This window comes from Rhizobium sp. ARZ01, assembly GCF_014851675.1.
GTDB lineage: Bacteria > Pseudomonadota > Alphaproteobacteria > Rhizobiales > Rhizobiaceae > Mycoplana.
The window spans coordinates 237,053-253,728 of record NZ_JACVAE010000004.1; the positions used below are offsets into that span (position 1 = coordinate 237,053).

The window sequence follows — 16,676 nt, forward strand, 5'->3', positions numbered from 1 at the left end:
CGCCTACAGCTGATGCACATGGCGGTTTTCCTCCCAGTGCCGTCGCACCAGCTGTTCCCTCTGGAGGTACAAATTACCTTCACACTTTATGGGCCGCGATTTTCGCAGGCCCATTTTTTTGCCTTGCGTTCAGGACCTCAGGACCTTCCGGACAATGCGAAGAAGCTCGCGTGATCCTTGCGCTGAACGGACTTTTGCCCGGATACAGGCGGTTCCGCATGATCACACTGACACTCACCGCGAGACTGACGCGCCCGCTGACCGCTGAGGAAACTGCAGGGACTATACGCGTTTTGCGGAGAGCACCTCGAAGGTTTTGCCGATGGTGGCGACCGAGCGCTCGTAGTCGGCCAGCGCGAGGCAGGCGATCAGCGCGTCGACGATGGCGAGCTGGGCTATACGGCTCGTCATCGCCTCGGTGCGGAACTGGGTTTCGCGCGCCAACGTGTTGAGCACGATGTCGACATGGGCGAGAAGCGGCGATTTGCCGAAGTTGGTAATGGCGATGGTGGTGGCGCCCGCCGCCTTGGCCAGCCGCGTGGCCGTCAGCGTCTCGACCGTGCTGCCGGAATGGGAGATGGTGATCACCGCCACCGACGGGTCGGCCAGCGAGGCGGTAATCGCCTGAACGTGGCTGTCGACACTGGCCCGTGATTCGATGCCGATGCGCAGCAGGCGATAGTTGGTGTCCTCGGCGATGGTGGCGGCGCTGCCGATGCCGAACACTTCGACGCGTCGCGCCTTGCGGATCGCTTTCACCGCCTGCGCCATCGCCTCGACGTCCAGCGCCTTTTGCGTATCCTGCAGCGCGTGCATGTCGGAGCGGAAGACCTTCTCGATCACCGTCGCAACGGCGTCGTCCGGTGCCAGGTCCTCGTGGATGAACTGGACCGGTTGCACCAGATCCCGGGCCAGCGAGATCTTGATCTGCTGGAAACCCCGCGCCCCGAGCAGCTGGCACAGCCCAATGACACTGCCTTCGCTCGCCTCCGCCCGCTCAGCGACTTCCGTCACCGACATGTGGACGACCTCGGCGGCGTGATCGGTGATGAAATCGGCGATGCGCCCCGCCGTCGGCGGCAGATCGCGACGGATCGCCCGGATCCTGTCGAGCACTCCGGCAACGCCTTGCCCTGCGTCGAGCTTCTCGCGATCCGTAACCATGCCTGTCCTCCCCCAACTCTGCTGTGTTGCGCCACCCGGCTTCAAATTGCAACGTGCTGGAGCTGCGGTTTCGTGGCGCGGATCAATCCGCGCTCCACCCGCAGGAACCGCATGCCGATCCGCTTCGATCCCAGTCCGTCGGTCTCCGGGTTGTCGCCGATCATCAGGGCGTTCTGGGCGGCAATCCCCAGCCGGGCGCAGCCCATCTCGAATAGCGCCGGCTCCGGCTTGCCGATCACCCGGTGCGGGACCGGCCCCACACAGGCGAGGATCGCCGCCGCCAGCGCTCCGGTTTCCGGCACCGGCTTGCCGTTGGCGCCCGGGTGGTTGCGATCGGGCGCGGCCACGACGAGCTCGGCACCGTCGCTGAGCGCTTCGGCGGCGGCAGCCAGCCGCGAATAGGAAAAATGGCGATCCCGGGCCACGAGCACGATGTCCGGACGCGGCGAATCGAGGCGAAGCCCACTGCGGCGGGCATAGGTTCGCAGCGATGCGCTCCCCAGGAGCAGAACGGAAGCCCCGGGGCACTCCTCGGCGATCGTATCGATGGCCGCGGTGCCAGCGAGCAGCAACTGCTCCCTGTCGATACCCAGTCCCATGCCGCGTAGGGCGCGGGCCAACTGATCGGGCGTGTGCTCGGCGTTGTTCGACACAATGACAAATCGGCCGCGCACCTGCTCCAGAAGCCACGTTGCGTCCGGAAGCACGCTCCGGCCCGCGATCAGCGTTCCATCCAGATCAATGAGATAGCCGTCGGCATCGAGGTCAGGTTCAGACAAATCGGTATTCCTTTTTGGGCGCGAATCTAGAATTGAGACAAGCTCAATGTCAACGAATTTAATACTGAGAACATTTCATCATAGTGTCACAGACCGGCGCTACCTCTCCGGCGACCAACGCTTCCATGAGGGCCGCCATGAAAATCGCCATCGTCACCGACATCCATCACGGACCGCAGTCGCACACCAAGAAGCCGGGCTGGGACGGCCTGCCGGTGTTGGAGCGGTTCCTCGAACGGGCCAAGGCTGAGAAGGTCGATCTGGTGCTCGATCTGGGTGACCACATCTCCGACACCAGTCACGAGAACGACTATCGCGTTGCCTCGGAAGTGGCGGCGGTCTTCGCCAACTATGACGGCCCGCGCATTCATGTGATGGGAAATCACGACGTCGCCAATCTCTCGGTGGCCGACAACGAGGCCATTTTCGGCCAGCCCATGCAGAGCCGGGTCGTCGACCTGGGTGAGACACGACTGCTGGTGTGGCAGCCCGGTGTGCAGCTCAGCCGGCAGACCGGCTTTCCGGCGGCCGCCGCAGGCCTCGGCTGGCTGGTCGATACGCTGATGGAAGACAAGCGTCCCGCCATCATTGCCACCCATGTGCCGCTGTCCGGGCATTCCCAGATCGGCAATTATTATTTTCAGCGCAGCCCCCTTCATTCCACCTACCCTGATCACGCGCTGGTGCGTGAGGCGGTCGAGGCCACCGGGCGCGCGGCGCTGTGGCTTTCAGGCCATGTGCACTGGAACACAGTGACCAATGTCCGCGGCGTCCAGCACGTCACCGTGCAGTCGATGAGCGAGCGCTTCACCACCATGCCCGAACCGGCCAGCGCCTTCGCCGATCTCGAAATCGGCAACGGCCAGTTCTCGGTCACCGTTCATGGCCAGGACCCGTTCCACGCCAGGCTGCCGTTCCGCGCCTCGGGCGTGCGTCCCTGGATGCGGCCGCTGGACACTCTCGAAACCCCGTCCTCCGCTCCGGAGTTGGAGGTGGCCGGTGCTTGATTTCCTCGCCAGGCGCATCTTCGGTGCCGCGGCGACCTTGCTGGTGGTCGTGACGGCCGTGTTCTTCGCCACCCGCCTGTCTGGCAATGCGATGGACTACCTGCTGCCGCCGGGCATCGACCTCGAAACCAAGGCGGCGATGGTCGCCCGTTTCGGGCTGGACCAGCCGCTGTTGGTGCAGTTCGGCAATTTCATCGCCGGGCTCTTCCAGGGCGACATGGGGCTGAGCCTCTATGAGCGCCGCCCGGTGACCGCGATCTATGCCGAGCGCCTGCCCAATACCCTGGAGCTGTTCGCCTACGCGCTGGTGCTGTCCGTCGTCGTCGGGCTGCCGCTTGGCGTTGTCGCGGCCCTGCAGCGCAAAAACGCCATCGGCACGGCGATAATGGGCGTGGCCTTCATCGGCTATGCGACGCCCAATTTCGTGCTCGCCATCGTGATGATCCTGGTGTTCTCGTTCAACCTGCACTGGCTGCCCAGTTCGGGCTCGGCGACCCCGCTGCATCTGCTGATGCCTGCGATCGTGCTGGCGGCGCCGATGCTGGCCGAGATCATCCGCTTTTCCCGCAATGCCCTGCTGGATGTGATGAGCCAGGACTATCTGCGCACGGCACGTGCCAAGGGGCTGCCGGAACATCTGGTGATCGGCAAGCACGCGCTGCGCAACGCGGCCATCCCCGTCGTCACAGTAGTCGGCCTGCAGGTCGCAGGCATGGTGGCGCGCTGCGTGCTGGTGGAGGCCGTGTTCGCCACGAAGGGCATTGGAGACCTCGTCGTGTTCGCCGCCATCGGCCGCGACTATCCGGTTCTGCAGTTCGGCGTGATCCTGATTGCCGCGCTGGTGGTGACCGTCTCGCTGATCGTCGACCTGCTCTACGTCCTGATCGATCCCCGCGTGAAAGTGACAGTATCATGACCGATCTCGTCTCTCCCGTGATGCGCGCCGAGGGGCGCTCCCGGCCGCAACGTTCCACCGCAATCGCCCGGCTCTGGCGGAAAGCGGACAACCCGGCTCGCCTTTACCTGTTGCTCTTCGCCGTGGTGTTGCTGGTGACACTGTTCGGGCCGTTGCTGGCGCCGTTCCACCCGGACGAGCAGTCGCTGCTGGCGCGGCTGCGGCCGCCGGTCGGGTTCGACCGGGCAATGCCGGCGCATCCGCTGGGCACCGACCAACTGGGACGCGACCTGCTCTCGCGCACGCTCCATGGGCTGCAGCTGACCATGCTGATCGCACTGATCGGCAGCCTCATCAGCCTGGTGATCGGCGTCACGCTCGGCGCTATCGCCGGATACGCCCGCGGCCGGCTCGGCAGTGCCATCATGGCACTGGTCGATATCCAGATCGCTGTGCCGTTCACGCTGATCGCGCTCCTCGTCATCGCCGTCTTCGGCAATTCGCTGCCGGTGCTGATCGCGGTGATCGGCGTGTCCGGGTGGGAAGTCTACGCTCGGATCGTTCGGGCGCAGGTGCTCTCCGTGTCGCGCCAGCCCTTCGTGGAAGCGGCGATCGCGGCGGGGGCGGCGCACAGCCGCATCCTCCTCAAGCATGTGCTGCCCAACGTCGCCTCGCCGATCATCGTGGTGTGGACGATGACGTTCTCGGCGGTGATCCTGCTCGAATCCTCGCTGTCCTTCCTCGGCCTCGGGGTACAACCGCCCACCGCGACGCTTGGTTCGATGGTCGGGCTGGGGCGCGACTATCTCGCTTCGAGCCCCTGGATCGCGGTCGTGCCGTCGCTGACCATCATGTTCGTCTCGCTCCTTGTGCTGCTGATCGGCGACTGGCTGCGCGACGCGCTCGACGTCAAGCTCAAGTAATGCCCGGCGGTCCCGGCCGCCGGCTCCCCGAACTTCATCTATCCAGCGCTCGGCCGGTTCCTCCCTTCCGGCCGGACGGGATGACTCTGGAAGAAAAGGACCTCTGACATGAAATCCAAACTTCTCTTGACGCTCGCGGCAACACTCCTGGCCTCGACCTCGGCCATGGCCGCCAACTTGGTCGTCGCGACGCAGAACCTGCCTGCCTATATCGATCCGGGCAAGGATCATTCCAATTCCGGCTCGCAGGTGCAGGTCAACGCCTTCGACCCGCTGATCCAGAAGGATTACACGCAGCCAACCCCGACCTTCTCGCCGGGCCTGGCCACCAAGTGGGAGCAGACCTCTCCCACCGAGCTGGTCGTAACGCTGCGCGAGGGCGTCAAGTTCCACGACGGCGCCACCATGACCGCGGACGACGTTGTGTTCTCCTTCCTGCGCATCATCGACGAAGTCACGCCCGAGTTCGGTTCGATCAAGAAGCAGTTCTTCTCGAACTTCGAAAAGGTCGAGGCCATCGACTCCAAGACGGTCCGCTTCACCACCCTAAAGCCCGAGCCGCTGTTTGAGACCCTGCTCAACGCCCAACAAGGTTATGTCATCCCCAAGGCCTATGTGATGGGCCTGACCGGTGACCCGCAGGTGGCCGAAGTATCCGACTTTGAAGCCTTTGGCCTGAAGCCCGTCGGGACCGGGCCGTACCGCATCACCGCCTTCCAACCAGGCGAGACGGTCGTCTACGAGAAGTTCGCCGAGCACTACGGCGAGGCTGCCCCGCTCGACCGCGTCGAACTGCGCCGCATTGCCGAGATGGCGACACGCCTGACCGCGCTGGCCAATGGCGAGGTCGACATCATCACCAATGTGCCGCCCGACCAGCTGGCAACCATCGAGGCCAATCCGGCGCTGAAGGTCGAGGGCAACGTCACCCCGCTCTTCCACCTGGTGTTCTTCAACACCGAGAATCCGCGCTTGGCCGACAAGAAGCTCCGCCAGGCCCTCAGCCACGCCATCGACCGCGACCTGCTCAACGAGGCGCTGTGGCTGGGCAAGGCCGTGGTTCCCTCGACCCATACCTATCCGCAGTATGGCGCACTCTACATGCCCGAGTTGAAGACGTTCGAATACGACCTGGAAAAGGCCAAGGCCCTGCTCGCCGAGTCGAATTATGACGGCAAGCCGATCCGCTTCGACACCGACGCGGTCTACTACACCAACGGCCTGCTCGCCGCCCAGGCGATCAAGGAGATGTGGGGCGCGATCGGCGTCGAGCTGAACCTCAACGTCGATCCGAAGTGGACCGGCAACGACGCCGACATGGAAACCCGCAACTGGTCGAACCCGATGTACTTCGCCGACCCGGCCGGTTCCTACGGCACGATGTGGAGCCCGACCGGCGCCCGCATCACCAGCAGTTCGTGGAAGCCGAGCGCAGAGTACACCGCGATGTGGGAGCGCTTCCGCTATTCGACCGACGTCGCGGAACGCAAGGCGGCCTATGCCGAGATCATGGCCTATGTGAAGGAAGAGGCGCCGTTCGTGCTGCTCTATCAGCCGTACGAATCCTACGGCCTGAGCAAGAACGTCGAGTGGAAGCCGCTGCCCGGCCACATCCCCTACGTGCTCGACTTCCGCGCCGGCGCCATCGCCGTCAACGACTGATCCAGCATCGGCCGCCGGCGAGCGATCTCGCCGGCGGCTACCCTTGTCCGACCTTCCGAGGAAACTGCCATGACCGCTCCCGTGTTGCTCAGCGTCGAGAACCTGCGCATCAGCTTTGCCACCGAGCGCGGCCAGTTCATCGCCGTCGATGACCTGTCCTTCGCCGTGGCGGCGGGCGAATGCGTCGCCATCGTCGGCGAATCCGGCTCCGGCAAGTCGGTGACGGCGATGTCCATACTCGGCCTGACCGCGTTCAATGGCGGGCGCATCGACGCCGGCGCCATCCGCTTCCGACGGCGCGACGGGACCGGCAGCGATCTGACGCAACTGTCGGAAAAAGCCATGCAGCAGGTCCGCGGCGACGAGATCGCGATGATCTTCCAGGAGCCGATGACCAGCCTCAACCCGGTGTTCACGGTTGGCGAACAGATCGCCGAGGTGATCCGCCAGCACCGCCGGGTCGATGCTGCCGAGGCGGCGCGGAAGGCGGTGGATCTGCTGAAACGCGTGCGCATTCCCGAACCGGAACGACGCTTTGCGCAATATCCTCACGAGCTCTCGGGCGGCATGCGCCAGCGCGTGGTCATCGCCATGGCGTTGGCCTGCGAACCGCGCCTGCTGATCGCCGATGAGCCGACCACTGCCCTCGACGTCACCATCCAGGCGCAGATCCTCGACCTGCTGCGCGAGCTGGCCGCCGAGTCGGAAATGGCGGTGTTGTTCATCACCCATGACATGGGGGTGGTTGCCGAGATCGCCGACCGGGTGGTGGTCATGCATCACGGCGGCAAGGTCGAGGAGAACACCACAGCTGCGCTGTTCGCAGCTCCGACCAAACCCTACACCAGGAGGCTGCTGGCTGCGGTGCCGAGGCTCGGCAGCATGAGACCGTTTGCTGGTCCCCGCCGCTTCGGTGACGAGACCCCGGACTCGGAGATTCCCGGAACGCGCAAGCCGCTGCTGACCGTGCGCGACCTGGTGACGCGGTTTCCTGTACATAAGGGGGCGTTCAAGCGGCACGTGGCCAACGTTCATGCCGTCGACGGCGTCTCATTCACCCTCGGCAAGGCTGAGACCCTGTCCCTGGTGGGCGAATCGGGCTGCGGCAAATCCACCACCGGCCGTTCGATCCTCAGATTGGTCGAGCCCAATTCGGGCGCCGTCGAGCTCGACGGCGAAAACGTGCTGGCCCTGGGCAGGGACAGGCTCCGGGCCAGACGCCGCGACATGCAGATCATCTTTCAGGATCCCTATGCGGCGCTCGACCCGCGCCTGACCGCCCTCGAGCAGGTGGCCGAACCGCTGGTCATCCATGGCGTCGAGTCCGGCTCGGCGCTGCGCGATCGGGTGGTGTCGCTGATCCGGCGCGTAGGTCTTTCCGAAGAGCAGTTGGAGCGTTATCCGCACGAGTTCTCCGGCGGCCAGCGCCAGCGGCTCTGTATCGCTCGGGCGTTGACGCTTTCGCCCAAGATCATCATCGCCGACGAGCCGGTTTCGGCACTGGACGTGTCGATCCAGGCGCAGGTCGTGAATCTGATGATCGAACTGCAGGAGGAGTTGGGCCTCTCTTATCTCTTCATCTCGCACGACATGGCCGTGGTCGAGCGCATGAGCCACCGCGTGGCGGTGATGTGCCTGGGACGGATCGTCGAGATCGGTCCGAGGACTGCCGTCTTCGGCGATCCGCGCCACGACTATACCCGGACGCTGCTTTCGGCCGTTCCCAATCCGGACCCGGCCAGGCGCCGCACGGCTGCACTGGCTGAGAGTCAGCTTCCCTCACCCATCCATCCGATCGGCCACGCCTTTGAGGCCCCGGTCTACGACCAGGTCGGCCCGGACCATTTCGTCCTGATGAACTGACGCATGACAGGAGACACCATGCTCACCACCTTCGCCTCCGCGGGGAAATTCTACCGCGGCAATCTGCACACCCATTCAAATCGCTCGGACGGCGCCCTGGAGCCGCAGGAAGTCTGCCGGCGCTACAAGGATGCCGGCTATGATTTCCTCTGCATTTCCGACCATTTCCTCGAAAACTTCGATTTTCCGCTGACCGATACGCGGCTGTTCCGCGACGAGACATTCACCACGATCATCGGCGCCGAGCTGCACGCACCCAATACTCATCTTGGCGAGCTCTGGCACATCCTGGCAGTCGGCCTGCCGCTTAACTTCGCGCCCACGAGCGCCGGCGAGAGCGGCCCGCAGCTGGCCCGCCGGGCAGCCGAGGCGGGCGCCTTCGTCGGCATCGCACACCCGCAGTGGTACGGGCTCAACACCGAGGACGGGCTGTCGATCGATGCCGCCCATGCGGTGGAGATCTACAATCACACCTGCGAACTGCTGTCGGCGCGCCCGGACGGGATGGTGATGCTCGACCATCTCCTGAACGCGGGCCGCAGGCTCACCGGCTTTGCCGCCGACGACGCCCACTTCAAGGCTGACGACGCCTTTGGGGGCTGGGTGCAGGTCAAGGCCGAGGCGCTGACGCCCGAAGCCCTGCTCGCGGCGCTCAAGGCCGGCCATTACTACGCCAGCCAGGGGCCGGAAATCCTGTCGGTCAGGCGCGACGGGGACAAACTCCACGTCGAGACCACGCCCGCTCGTTCGATCTCGCTCGCCGGCCGCGCCTCCGCCTCAGACGTTGTGCACGGAGAGGCCATTACCAGCGCCACACTGGATCTGTCCAATTTCACTGGTTCCTGGTGCCGGTTGGTGGTCACTGCCGGCGACGGCAAACGCGCCTGGAGCCAGCCGGAATATCTGTGATCGACGGATTGCTTTGGAGGACGATGCGTCTGCGCAAAGGCCTGGCGAGCAGCAGGGCTCGCCGGGTCCGGCCGTCGTGACATCCTAGAAGGTCTTTGGAACCAATGCGAGCCGACTAAGCACGAAGCGAGCGGCGGTCAACGAATAACGAGAAGAATGGCTACCCCCCGCGAGGTCGAAAACTGGGGCAGGCCAAGGATTTTCGGCCATTTCCCGGCGTCAGCTGTCAAATCTAAAGCCGAAGACTGCCGCTCACCCGCTCCGATCTGGATTGCAACCCGAACCAGTCGGTCAGATCGGGGCTGGTTCTCGTGCCACATGGATCAAAGAGGGTGTGGATCTGCGAAATCAGGCATGCGCGCCGGTCACGGCCTTCCGCCGCCCCCGAAGCCCGCACCTTGTGTGGGAAGTTTCTATTAGAGACCGCAGTGGCCACCCTCAATGCCGGGGTCGATCTCTTACTTGTCGCAGGTGGGCCGTATTCTTAACGACTTGTGCTGAGCAGGACAACCGGGGCCGGTGCGCCCCGGTTATCCACTGACATGAAATCGTCCGTCGCCCGTGTTCTCGGGCGCGCTGTTGCCAGCCTCAGTGACCGGCCAGAACCAGTGTTTGCACCGGCGCCACGACCGCCTGCATGCGCAGGATCATGGCATGAACGATCGCCGTGGCGTCGACGGCGTGCAGGAACAGCCCCCGCAGGGTGCCGACGTTGCCCGAGGCGAGCTCATCGTGGTTGGACGTATAGACATTGGCAATGCAGTTGCTGCCGGGAAGAATGTTGCCATACTGACCGGGATATAGCGGCTCCAAAATGGCGGTGACCGTTCCCGGAGCGGTAAGTTGCCGCGCATCGATCAACTGGTCGCTAGCGCGCACCTGTCCGCTGGCGATTACCGCCTGGACGTCGGTCACGACCATGGGAATAATGGTGAAAGGCCTGGCGATACAGGTCACCTCGGAGATCATGCCGACCTTCAACACCATGGTTTCGATCTGCCCGAACCCGGCCACCAGACGCTCGCGCCCGGCGTCGTCGGGCACCAGCACGCCGGCCGGCCGCACCAGCGGGTTGACGATTTCGCCGACACGCAGCGTGAACTGCTGCAGTGTGCCGTCGACGCCTGCCTTCACAACGGTCTTGTCGATGGCGTTTTGAGCTTCCGCCTGCTGCGCCTCGGCGCTCGCCTTCTCCGCTGGCAGCAAAGTGGCGATGCGCGTTTCGAGAGTCTGCTTTCTCGCGACGACTGCCGCCAGTTCGCTCTGCTTGCCCTCAACGAGGCTTTCCAGCCGGTCGATCTCCCGCGGGGCGACACCGCCCGGATTGCGCCGCTGCAAATCTCGCTGCGTGTTCAGATCGTCCTTGGCCTGCGCAAAGGCCGTCTCCACCTGTTTGATCTCAGCGTCAGCTGTTACAAGTTCGGACTTCGCAACGACAATCTCGGCGCCGACTTGGGCGACTCGTTTGCGCGCGGTCTCCAGCGCTGCCTGCTGCTTGCTGCTTTCCAGACGGAAGAGCGGTTGGCCGGCCTTCACCTTCTGGAAGGGTTGGACGTAGACTTCGTCAACGCGCCCGATGGTCTCCGGAATGACCGCGACCGTGCGGTAGGCTGCCGTAACGTTCGACGTTGAGGGATGGAAATAAAAGATCATGGTGATCAGCGAGACGGTGAGCAGGATGCAGGCGGTGATGCCCCAGCGCAGCTCGAACCACACCGAATAGAGCGTGATCTCCTTGCCGATCCTCTTGCCTTGACGGTAGCGTCGGAAAAGATAATCGGGGAGGATCGTCACCAACGAACAGAGCAAGGTTTCCAGCATTATTTTGCTCCGTTGCGTGGTGTTGCAGTCGTGTTCGCTTCCGCGGTTTTACCTGGCGGATCGACAAGCTTCTCGGCCTCAACAGCCCCCGCCGGAACCGTTTCCGGGGCATCGACAAGTCGCCCGGCCATCTTGCGCAACGAGACCGCCATAGATCTCAGCGGCGAGATGATGTCGGGGAGGTCGATCATCGCCAGCAGAAGCGCCGCAATCCAGAAAATCCTGCTATGCGTGAACAGGGCGATAAGCGCCAATACGGCGACGATTTCAAACTGGACTTTCTGCGTGCGGTGCGCCAGGTGCTCCGGCAGGGCATGCAGCCTCATATAGAGCACTCCTGTCGTGAAAATGGCCGCTATCATGAACACGACGACGAAGTTGAAAAGCGCGTCTGTCTGCCCCGGAGCCGTGACGAACGGTGGCAGATGCTCGAACGCGAGCGGATGAGGAACAGCAGGCGTTTCCATCTCAAACCCCTAGAATAGATGCTGCGCGAACCAACTGGTAAAACGCGAAAGCAAAGGTGGACACTGTAGATTTGGCGATATCGATGTCAGGAGAGGAATTACGGAGGCGTCGCCTTTAGAATTTCAGGAAGTGCTGGTCAAGGCTCACTCATGTGCCCATTGCCGCCAGCCGATGGAGGCCGAAGGACATACGTTTCGAAGGAGGACGGAGGCTGACGCTTATTGAAAATGCTGTGCATTTTGTGCATGGAGCGCCAGCCCGGCGCAGCCCAAGCGGCAATTGTCCAGCCTCCGACAAAGCCAGCCCGACGGGGTAGGCAATCCGAAAACCAACACGACGACCGGCCACCTTACCCGCGGCGCGGCGTCTGGATCGGCCGCGTGATTCGGCCGATAGCGGATGTCTGCACCCGTACTGCGCGAATTAGGAGTTGAGCACGCGTCAGGTTCCTTCAGGGGTGCAGCCCTGCGGGGAGTGGAACGAAAAGCTGCGGTAACCGTTGGTTAGCGTCACCAACCAGCGGGAGGGTACCATGCAGACGCTATCTGAACTTTTTGAGAACACCCTGAAGGACATCTATTTCGCCGAGAATGCGATATCTGAAGCTCTTCCGAAGGCATCCAGAGCAGTTAAGAGCGCCGATCTCAAGAAAGCGCTTGATCACCACCTCGAGGAAACCAAGGGGCAGATCGAAACGCTGAAGAAGGTTTTCAAGACCATTAACGTCAAGCCGATGGGCGAAAAGTGCGACGCCACAGAAGGCCTGCTCAAAGAAACTGATGGCGTTATCGGAGAGAGCAAGGGTGTTGCGCTCGACGCTGGTGTACTCGCAGCCTGCCAAGCCGTCGAACACTACGAAATTGCTCGCTACGGCTCACTTCGAGAGTGGGCGAAGGTGCTCGGGAACGAAGAGGCCCATGTCCTGCTGAGCGAGATCCTTGATCAGGAGAAGGCTGCCAACAACGTTCTTACAAACTTGGCGGTGTCGAAGATCAATCATTGATAAACCCTGAATTTGGCAATGGGTCGGTGCGGTTCGCCCCGGCCTTTTTTGTTGCCAGACAACCCGCATGCAAGCAGGCGCGCAAGGCGTTTGCGCCGGTCCGCCGAAGCCCTACGAACGCCGTTTAAACGACGGCAGGAGTATCGTCTTGATGAGGATCGGATCGTGTTGCCCCTGAGAGTAGAGACGAATGATAGCACTTCCGAGTGATTCAGCCGTTTTGCTGTCGATGGAGAAGGTGCATTCGCCAAGGCAGTCGTCGAAGATATGTTGGAGGGCGTTCAGGTCGTCGGGACCGAACATCATGTGGTTGCAGCCGCACGGAGAGATCGGATAACCCGCGGCATCGTAGGTGAAGGATTTGGACACGGTACTCCCTCCCTCAGTTGCTATAATCTCCCTGTCGTTCATACAATGCATGTGGAACCGATCTGGAATTATGCGCCCCACATACCACTTCGGCTACTAAATTTGATGCGTCGCCTGGCCGCCAGTAGCGGCGAGGAGGAACATCGGCATCGCGTTGCAGTTATGCCGTTTTGATATGGAGGAATCATTATGGGCATCGAAAACGCACCCACCGAAAAAGGCAAAGAAGGCGCGCGGGGCCTTCATAAGTCCGCGCGTGCAGAGGAGCGGAAGGTCGAAGCTGAGAAGGGTTCGGACCTTGCAAAGGGCGCGGATCGGGTTGAAGAGCGCGCTAAAAGCTCCGACGGCAAAGGTGCAGGTGATAAGCAGCGGTAGGGATCTGCCACCGGGCGATCTTTTGCTCGAGATACCTGGAACAGTTCGCCACGGCGCTCGTTTACCGCGATTGAGGTTGAGCGATGCGCACAGTCGAACTCACTTTATGGATCATTACGATAGCAGCCATGGCGCTGGTTATCGTGGGGTTCATCCTGTTGGAAGGGGCGAGGCCAGCGAGCGAAACTGCCCACCAAGAGGCGCAACAGACCAGCCAAGACTACGGTCCGTGACGGCTGACCCCATTTGGGTTAGATGTCAGCAGATATTCTCTTGCACGGGGCTGTCGCGGCGGGTTCTTACTGTTGATCCGCAGCCTTTTGGACTTCACGGAAGCTTTCAATCTCTTCCGGCTCCTTCTCGTCCATGTGTGTGATCTCGTTGCTCGCCTCGCCCTGCGTGAAAAGCAGTTCGTCTAGTTTAGTGTGAATAGCCTGGGTGTCTCGGTGCTCGGCGCGCTGGATGAACAACGTCATCAACCATGTGGCGAGCATAGCAACGCCATGCCACTCCAACGTCTCAGGGCTGAAGACGAGCCATCCGATCGCATAAAGGGCCACAATCACGAAAGCCGATGGACGGGCAGTCCATGTACCTACGTGTGTCAACAAGGATTGCCATTGCATAGCGTTCTCCATCGGTTGCTGGAGACGCAACCCGCATTGAGCGTCATGGTTCCGCACGATGCCTCCTCCGGCCGGTTTTTCGTGCCAAGGATTGTGCTGGAACTTTTGTAAGCTCCAGCGATTGGCTTCTCCAGGAAGGAGAACAATCATGGGCACCAACACACCTCGAGATGGAGCACCGGGCACAACCGATCAATCCCCTCGTTGGGAAGGACCTGAGGAAACGAGGCCGCGTGGGTATCTTCCGGCGAAGGACGACCCTGATGTCGATCGCGACGCGGTGGGAGAAAACAACCAAGATCCTGAGCGCAGTCGGCCATCGGACGCCTTAAAGCATAGAGGCGCGGAAGACGATGCCAAGGGGCAGTTCGGAAAATCGCAGGCGGATCGCAGTCCACTGTAATTACCGGATCGGAGGATGCGACCCGCCATCGCACCGACCAGGGTGAAGAAGAAGACTGGGACGCATTTCGCGCTAGTGAGCAAGCGTGGTTCCAAGTGCCTGGCGGGGGATCAGGAAAGCACCAAGATGCCGTCGATCTGTCAGGGCGAAAGATGCCAGCTTTCAGTCGTCGGCGCGCCCGTGTTCGTTGCCAGCGATGGCAGCTCTTGCGCTCATCGTCGTCCGAAGTCGAGCGCGTCGACGAATGCCTGTCACACCATCACGGCCGCCAGCAGAAACACGAAAAGCAGAGCGGCAGCCAAGAGCGAAAGCTCGACAAAACCATCATGCATGGCGGCATCCTCCAGCCAGGATCGCCGATAACGCGCAGACCGCGCATTCGTTCCACGAGGACCATGGTGTCTGATCGCGCTTGGCTATCAACGTCGGTCTGGAAGCCTCTCGCCATCCAAAAGTCTCAACCCATCGTCGCTGATCCGAGTGCCAAGTGAGCCAGGCTCCTTAATCTCCGAGACTATGTCTTCTTCCACATCCGGAGCAGCCTGCTGTGCCAGGCCCGCCGATTGCAGGCTCTCTGCGATGACGGTCGGGACAACGTGAACGCGACCATCTGCCAATCGCTTCAGACACGACACCTCATCATCCGTGAGTTCGTTGAGCGTGAAACTCATCGTTATTCTCCCATTGAACATCTAATTCCAATACTCCCAACGGGCAGACCTTTTCTCGGTTCCGAAAAATCAAGGGATAGGAAAGCTTCCCAAAGAGCCTGGCGCAGGGGTTAACGCCGGGCAAGGCAGAGTTGGGTCTGCGGGTGGCGGGGGGCCGCCACAACCGATCATACGCCCTTGCTGCCATCATCGCGATAGCCAGAAATGTCTGCTCCCGCAGATCGAAGGTGAGAACGGGAGAGAGGCTACATCCAGCACTTGCGCACGCTCTGATGCAGGATCAATACGATGCATTGACGGTGCGCGCGGCGAGCCGCTCTTAGAAGCCCGCAACTGGGTCACGGGTGGCGTAAAGGGATGCGCGCTGATCGCCAGCAACGCCTTCAGATGGGGCGTCCACTGCAATGCAGGCGGGTTGCGAATGGCGCCATCGCCACCTGAGAAGGCGGGGGCATTGACAGGGTCCTATCGATGTGGAGCGCATGACCGATGGAAATGTGCAGCTCCCGATAGGGCGTTTGCCCGTCCAGGCATTGCCGCGCAGCTTCCTGCACCGTCGCCGCAGGCGAATATGCCCCAGCCGTGTTGCTCAAGCAGCAGCATCAGATATGGCGATCAGGAACTCGTCCTCCACGATTAGTACGGTGTTGCGCATGAGACCAGTCTCGGGGCTATGAGACCGATCCTAGTGGGGCAACGATCTCAACGATCAAACCCGCTGGCGCATAGTTCAGTTCCACCCGTCCGCCCAGTTCGTGAGTTGCAATAAACTCAATCAGCTTCGTCCCAAATCCTTTGACGGCCGGCGGCGCAACGGGAGGGCCACCGCTCTCTTGCCAGACCAGCCGTAGTTTTGGAGCGCTGGCTTCCTCAATCTCCCAGTGGATGCGAACCTGCCCCGTGGGGTTCGAAAGCGCGCCGTATTTGATCGCATTGGTCGCGAGTTCATGCAGAACCAGGCTCAGCGATACAGCTTGCTGCGGCGGAAGCCGTACGGATGGTCCGGATTCGACAAGGATCCCTACAGAAGCTTCCGAATAAGGTTCAAGTGTCTGCTCAACCATCTCCTTAAGCTCGGTCTCAGTCTCTCTGCTGTTTGAGAAGGCCGCATCGTGCGCCACTATGAGCGCATTGAGCCGGCCGAGGAGGTCCTCCCGGTACTCCTCCCCAGAGCGACCGGCGGCGGTCGTCTGGCGCGTCATCGCTTGGACGACAGCGAGCAGATTCTTCGTTCGATGCCGGAGTTCGTCTAAGAGCACATCTTTCTCGGCTTCGCGCTGGCGTCGCTTTGTGGCATCCACGATTGACAGCAACAGCGTGCGGCTGTTGTTGTCGGGATGGAACAGCCGTTGCGCGCTGACAAGCATCGTCCTCCGACCAATGCTCGGAAAGTCGTGCTCGACCTCATAGTCCACCACCGCCATGCTTTTCGGGATCACGTCTTCAAGCAGGAGGCGCAACTCGGGGATGTCCCACTGCCGATTGCCGAGTTCGTAGAGGTGCTGTCCGATTGTTTCGGCGCGGTCGACTTGGAAGGTGGTAAAAAAAGCCCGGCTGGCCGTCTGGATACACAGGTTCCGGTCGAGGACAAGCAAAGGATCAGGCACCGTGTCAATGATGCTTTGCGCCTGGACATGAGAGTTCCGCATCAGGCGATAGAGATCCTCCAGATTCATCTCCACTCCCCTCCGCTCAACCTTTGGCGCATTTTACTACATACCGTATGGGGTGCAACGAG

General features: G+C 61.9%; 17 protein-coding genes. 9 read left to right on the forward strand and 8 right to left on the reverse strand.

Features of this window, described 5'->3' with window-relative positions:
• Positions 1 to 282: 282 nt before the first annotated feature.
• On the reverse strand, positions 283 to 1,164 hold the full coding sequence (locus IB238_RS21320) for a MurR/RpiR family transcriptional regulator (RefSeq protein WP_192251832.1): 882 nt from the start codon (positions 1,162 to 1,164) through the stop codon (positions 283 to 285).
• A gap of 41 nt (positions 1,165 to 1,205) precedes the next feature.
• The gene (locus tag IB238_RS21325) at positions 1,206 to 1,943 is read right to left on the reverse strand and encodes an HAD hydrolase-like protein (RefSeq protein WP_192251834.1); all 738 of its coding nucleotides are present in this window, start codon (positions 1,941 to 1,943) and stop codon (positions 1,206 to 1,208) included.
• 137 nt (positions 1,944 to 2,080) lie between these two features.
• Between IB238_RS21325 and IB238_RS24375 the strand changes: the two genes are divergently transcribed.
• The 6 genes from IB238_RS24375 (at position 2,081) to IB238_RS21350 (ending at position 9,202) form a co-directional block, all read left to right on the forward strand.
• Entirely contained in the window at positions 2,081 to 2,950 is an 870-nt protein-coding gene (locus IB238_RS24375; protein WP_210333669.1) for a metallophosphoesterase, read from the forward strand.
• The gene (locus IB238_RS21330; protein ID WP_210333670.1) at positions 2,943 to 3,866 is read left to right on the forward strand and encodes an ABC transporter permease; all 924 of its coding nucleotides are present in this window, start codon (positions 2,943 to 2,945) and stop codon (positions 3,864 to 3,866) included. The genes IB238_RS24375 and IB238_RS21330 overlap by 8 nt, the downstream gene beginning before the upstream one ends.
• Positions 3,863 to 4,768 (forward strand): ABC transporter permease, encoded by a 906-nt coding sequence (locus IB238_RS21335; RefSeq protein ID WP_192251838.1) that lies wholly within the window; start codon positions 3,863 to 3,865, stop codon positions 4,766 to 4,768. The genes IB238_RS21330 and IB238_RS21335 overlap by 4 nt, the downstream gene beginning before the upstream one ends.
• Before the next feature lie 108 nt (positions 4,769 to 4,876).
• Complete coding sequence (locus IB238_RS21340; protein WP_192251840.1) at positions 4,877 to 6,430, forward strand: ABC transporter substrate-binding protein; 1,554 nt, start codon at positions 4,877 to 4,879, stop codon at positions 6,428 to 6,430.
• Positions 6,431 to 6,499: 69 nt separating this feature from the next.
• A complete protein-coding gene (locus IB238_RS21345) occupies positions 6,500 to 8,293 on the forward strand; it encodes an ABC transporter ATP-binding protein (RefSeq protein WP_192251843.1) in 1,794 nt (597 codons plus the stop codon).
• Positions 8,294 to 8,311: 18 nt separating this feature from the next.
• Positions 8,312 to 9,202, forward strand: a complete 891-nt coding sequence (locus IB238_RS21350; RefSeq protein WP_192251846.1) for a CehA/McbA family metallohydrolase — start codon at positions 8,312 to 8,314, stop codon at positions 9,200 to 9,202.
• Positions 9,203 to 9,790: 588 nt separating this feature from the next.
• On the opposite strand, the gene IB238_RS21355 is transcribed toward IB238_RS21350, so the two are convergent.
• The gene (locus tag IB238_RS21355) at positions 9,791 to 11,023 is read right to left on the reverse strand and encodes a biotin/lipoyl-binding protein (protein ID WP_192251849.1); all 1,233 of its coding nucleotides are present in this window, start codon (positions 11,021 to 11,023) and stop codon (positions 9,791 to 9,793) included.
• Positions 11,023 to 11,490: a hypothetical protein gene (locus tag IB238_RS21360; RefSeq protein ID WP_192251852.1), complete on the reverse strand. Its 468-nt coding sequence runs from the start codon at positions 11,488 to 11,490 to the stop codon at positions 11,023 to 11,025. Before IB238_RS21360 ends, IB238_RS21355 begins: the two co-directional genes overlap by 1 nt.
• A 533-nt stretch (positions 11,491 to 12,023) precedes the next feature.
• Between IB238_RS21360 and IB238_RS21365 the strand changes: the two genes are divergently transcribed.
• Positions 12,024 to 12,494 carry a DUF892 family protein gene (locus tag IB238_RS21365; protein WP_192251854.1) on the forward strand — a complete coding sequence of 157 codons (471 nt, stop codon included), beginning with the start codon at positions 12,024 to 12,026 and terminating at the stop codon, positions 12,492 to 12,494.
• 111 nt (positions 12,495 to 12,605) lie between these two features.
• Here IB238_RS21365 and IB238_RS21370 read toward each other — a convergent pair whose 3' ends face one another.
• Entirely contained in the window at positions 12,606 to 12,863 is a 258-nt protein-coding gene (locus IB238_RS21370; RefSeq protein ID WP_192251858.1) for a hypothetical protein, read from the reverse strand.
• A gap of 189 nt (positions 12,864 to 13,052) precedes the next feature.
• Here IB238_RS21370 and IB238_RS21375 point away from each other — a divergent pair, with 189 nt between their 5' ends.
• Entirely contained in the window at positions 13,053 to 13,238 is a 186-nt protein-coding gene (locus tag IB238_RS21375; protein WP_192251861.1) for a hypothetical protein, read from the forward strand.
• Between the two features lie 299 nt (positions 13,239 to 13,537).
• Here IB238_RS21375 and IB238_RS21380 read toward each other — a convergent pair whose 3' ends face one another.
• The gene (locus IB238_RS21380; RefSeq protein ID WP_348648278.1) at positions 13,538 to 14,014 is read right to left on the reverse strand and encodes a low affinity iron permease family protein; all 477 of its coding nucleotides are present in this window, start codon (positions 14,012 to 14,014) and stop codon (positions 13,538 to 13,540) included.
• Between IB238_RS21380 and IB238_RS24665 the strand changes: the two genes are divergently transcribed.
• Positions 14,013 to 14,267, forward strand: a complete 255-nt coding sequence (locus tag IB238_RS24665; protein ID WP_246723763.1) for a hypothetical protein — start codon at positions 14,013 to 14,015, stop codon at positions 14,265 to 14,267. The genes IB238_RS21380 and IB238_RS24665 overlap by 2 nt on opposite strands.
• A 419-nt stretch (positions 14,268 to 14,686) precedes the next feature.
• Here IB238_RS24665 and IB238_RS21385 read toward each other — a convergent pair whose 3' ends face one another.
• Both IB238_RS21385 and IB238_RS21390 read right to left on the reverse strand, forming a co-directional pair.
• On the reverse strand, positions 14,687 to 14,938 hold the full coding sequence (locus IB238_RS21385) for a hypothetical protein (RefSeq protein ID WP_192251864.1): 252 nt from the start codon (positions 14,936 to 14,938) through the stop codon (positions 14,687 to 14,689).
• A 671-nt stretch (positions 14,939 to 15,609) separates the two neighbouring features.
• Positions 15,610 to 16,614 carry an HWE histidine kinase domain-containing protein gene (locus tag IB238_RS21390; RefSeq protein ID WP_192251867.1) on the reverse strand — a complete coding sequence of 335 codons (1,005 nt, stop codon included), beginning with the start codon at positions 16,612 to 16,614 and terminating at the stop codon, positions 15,610 to 15,612.
• Positions 16,615 to 16,676: the final 62 nt, after the last annotated feature.

Excerpts from the sequence above, each read along its gene's own strand:
- IB238_RS21365 (WP_192251854.1), top strand. The coding sequence starts at position 12,024 with ATGCAGACGCTATCTGAACTTTTTGAGAACACCCTGAAGGACATCTAT.
- IB238_RS21385 (WP_192251864.1), bottom strand. The coding sequence starts at position 14,938 with ATGAGTTTCACGCTCAACGAACTCACGGATGATGAGGTGTCGTGTCTG.
- IB238_RS21360 (WP_192251852.1), bottom strand. The coding sequence starts at position 11,490 with ATGGAAACGCCTGCTGTTCCTCATCCGCTCGCGTTCGAGCATCTGCCA.
- IB238_RS21320 (WP_192251832.1), bottom strand. The coding sequence starts at position 1,164 with ATGGTTACGGATCGCGAGAAGCTCGACGCAGGGCAAGGCGTTGCCGGA.
- IB238_RS21380 (WP_348648278.1), bottom strand. The coding sequence starts at position 14,014 with ATGATTGTTCTCCTTCCTGGAGAAGCCAATCGCTGGAGCTTACAAAAG.
- IB238_RS21340 (WP_192251840.1), top strand. The coding sequence starts at position 4,877 with ATGAAATCCAAACTTCTCTTGACGCTCGCGGCAACACTCCTGGCCTCG.
- IB238_RS21375 (WP_192251861.1), top strand. The coding sequence starts at position 13,053 with ATGGGCATCGAAAACGCACCCACCGAAAAAGGCAAAGAAGGCGCGCGG.
- IB238_RS21350 (WP_192251846.1), top strand. The coding sequence starts at position 8,312 with ATGCTCACCACCTTCGCCTCCGCGGGGAAATTCTACCGCGGCAATCTG.
- IB238_RS21390 (WP_192251867.1), bottom strand. The coding sequence starts at position 16,614 with ATGAATCTGGAGGATCTCTATCGCCTGATGCGGAACTCTCATGTCCAG.
- IB238_RS24375 (WP_210333669.1), top strand. The coding sequence starts at position 2,081 with ATGAAAATCGCCATCGTCACCGACATCCATCACGGACCGCAGTCGCAC.
- IB238_RS21355 (WP_192251849.1), bottom strand. The coding sequence starts at position 11,023 with ATGCTGGAAACCTTGCTCTGTTCGTTGGTGACGATCCTCCCCGATTAT.
- IB238_RS21345 (WP_192251843.1), top strand. The coding sequence starts at position 6,500 with ATGACCGCTCCCGTGTTGCTCAGCGTCGAGAACCTGCGCATCAGCTTT.
- IB238_RS24665 (WP_246723763.1), top strand. The coding sequence starts at position 14,013 with ATGGGCACCAACACACCTCGAGATGGAGCACCGGGCACAACCGATCAA.
- IB238_RS21335 (WP_192251838.1), top strand. The coding sequence starts at position 3,863 with ATGACCGATCTCGTCTCTCCCGTGATGCGCGCCGAGGGGCGCTCCCGG.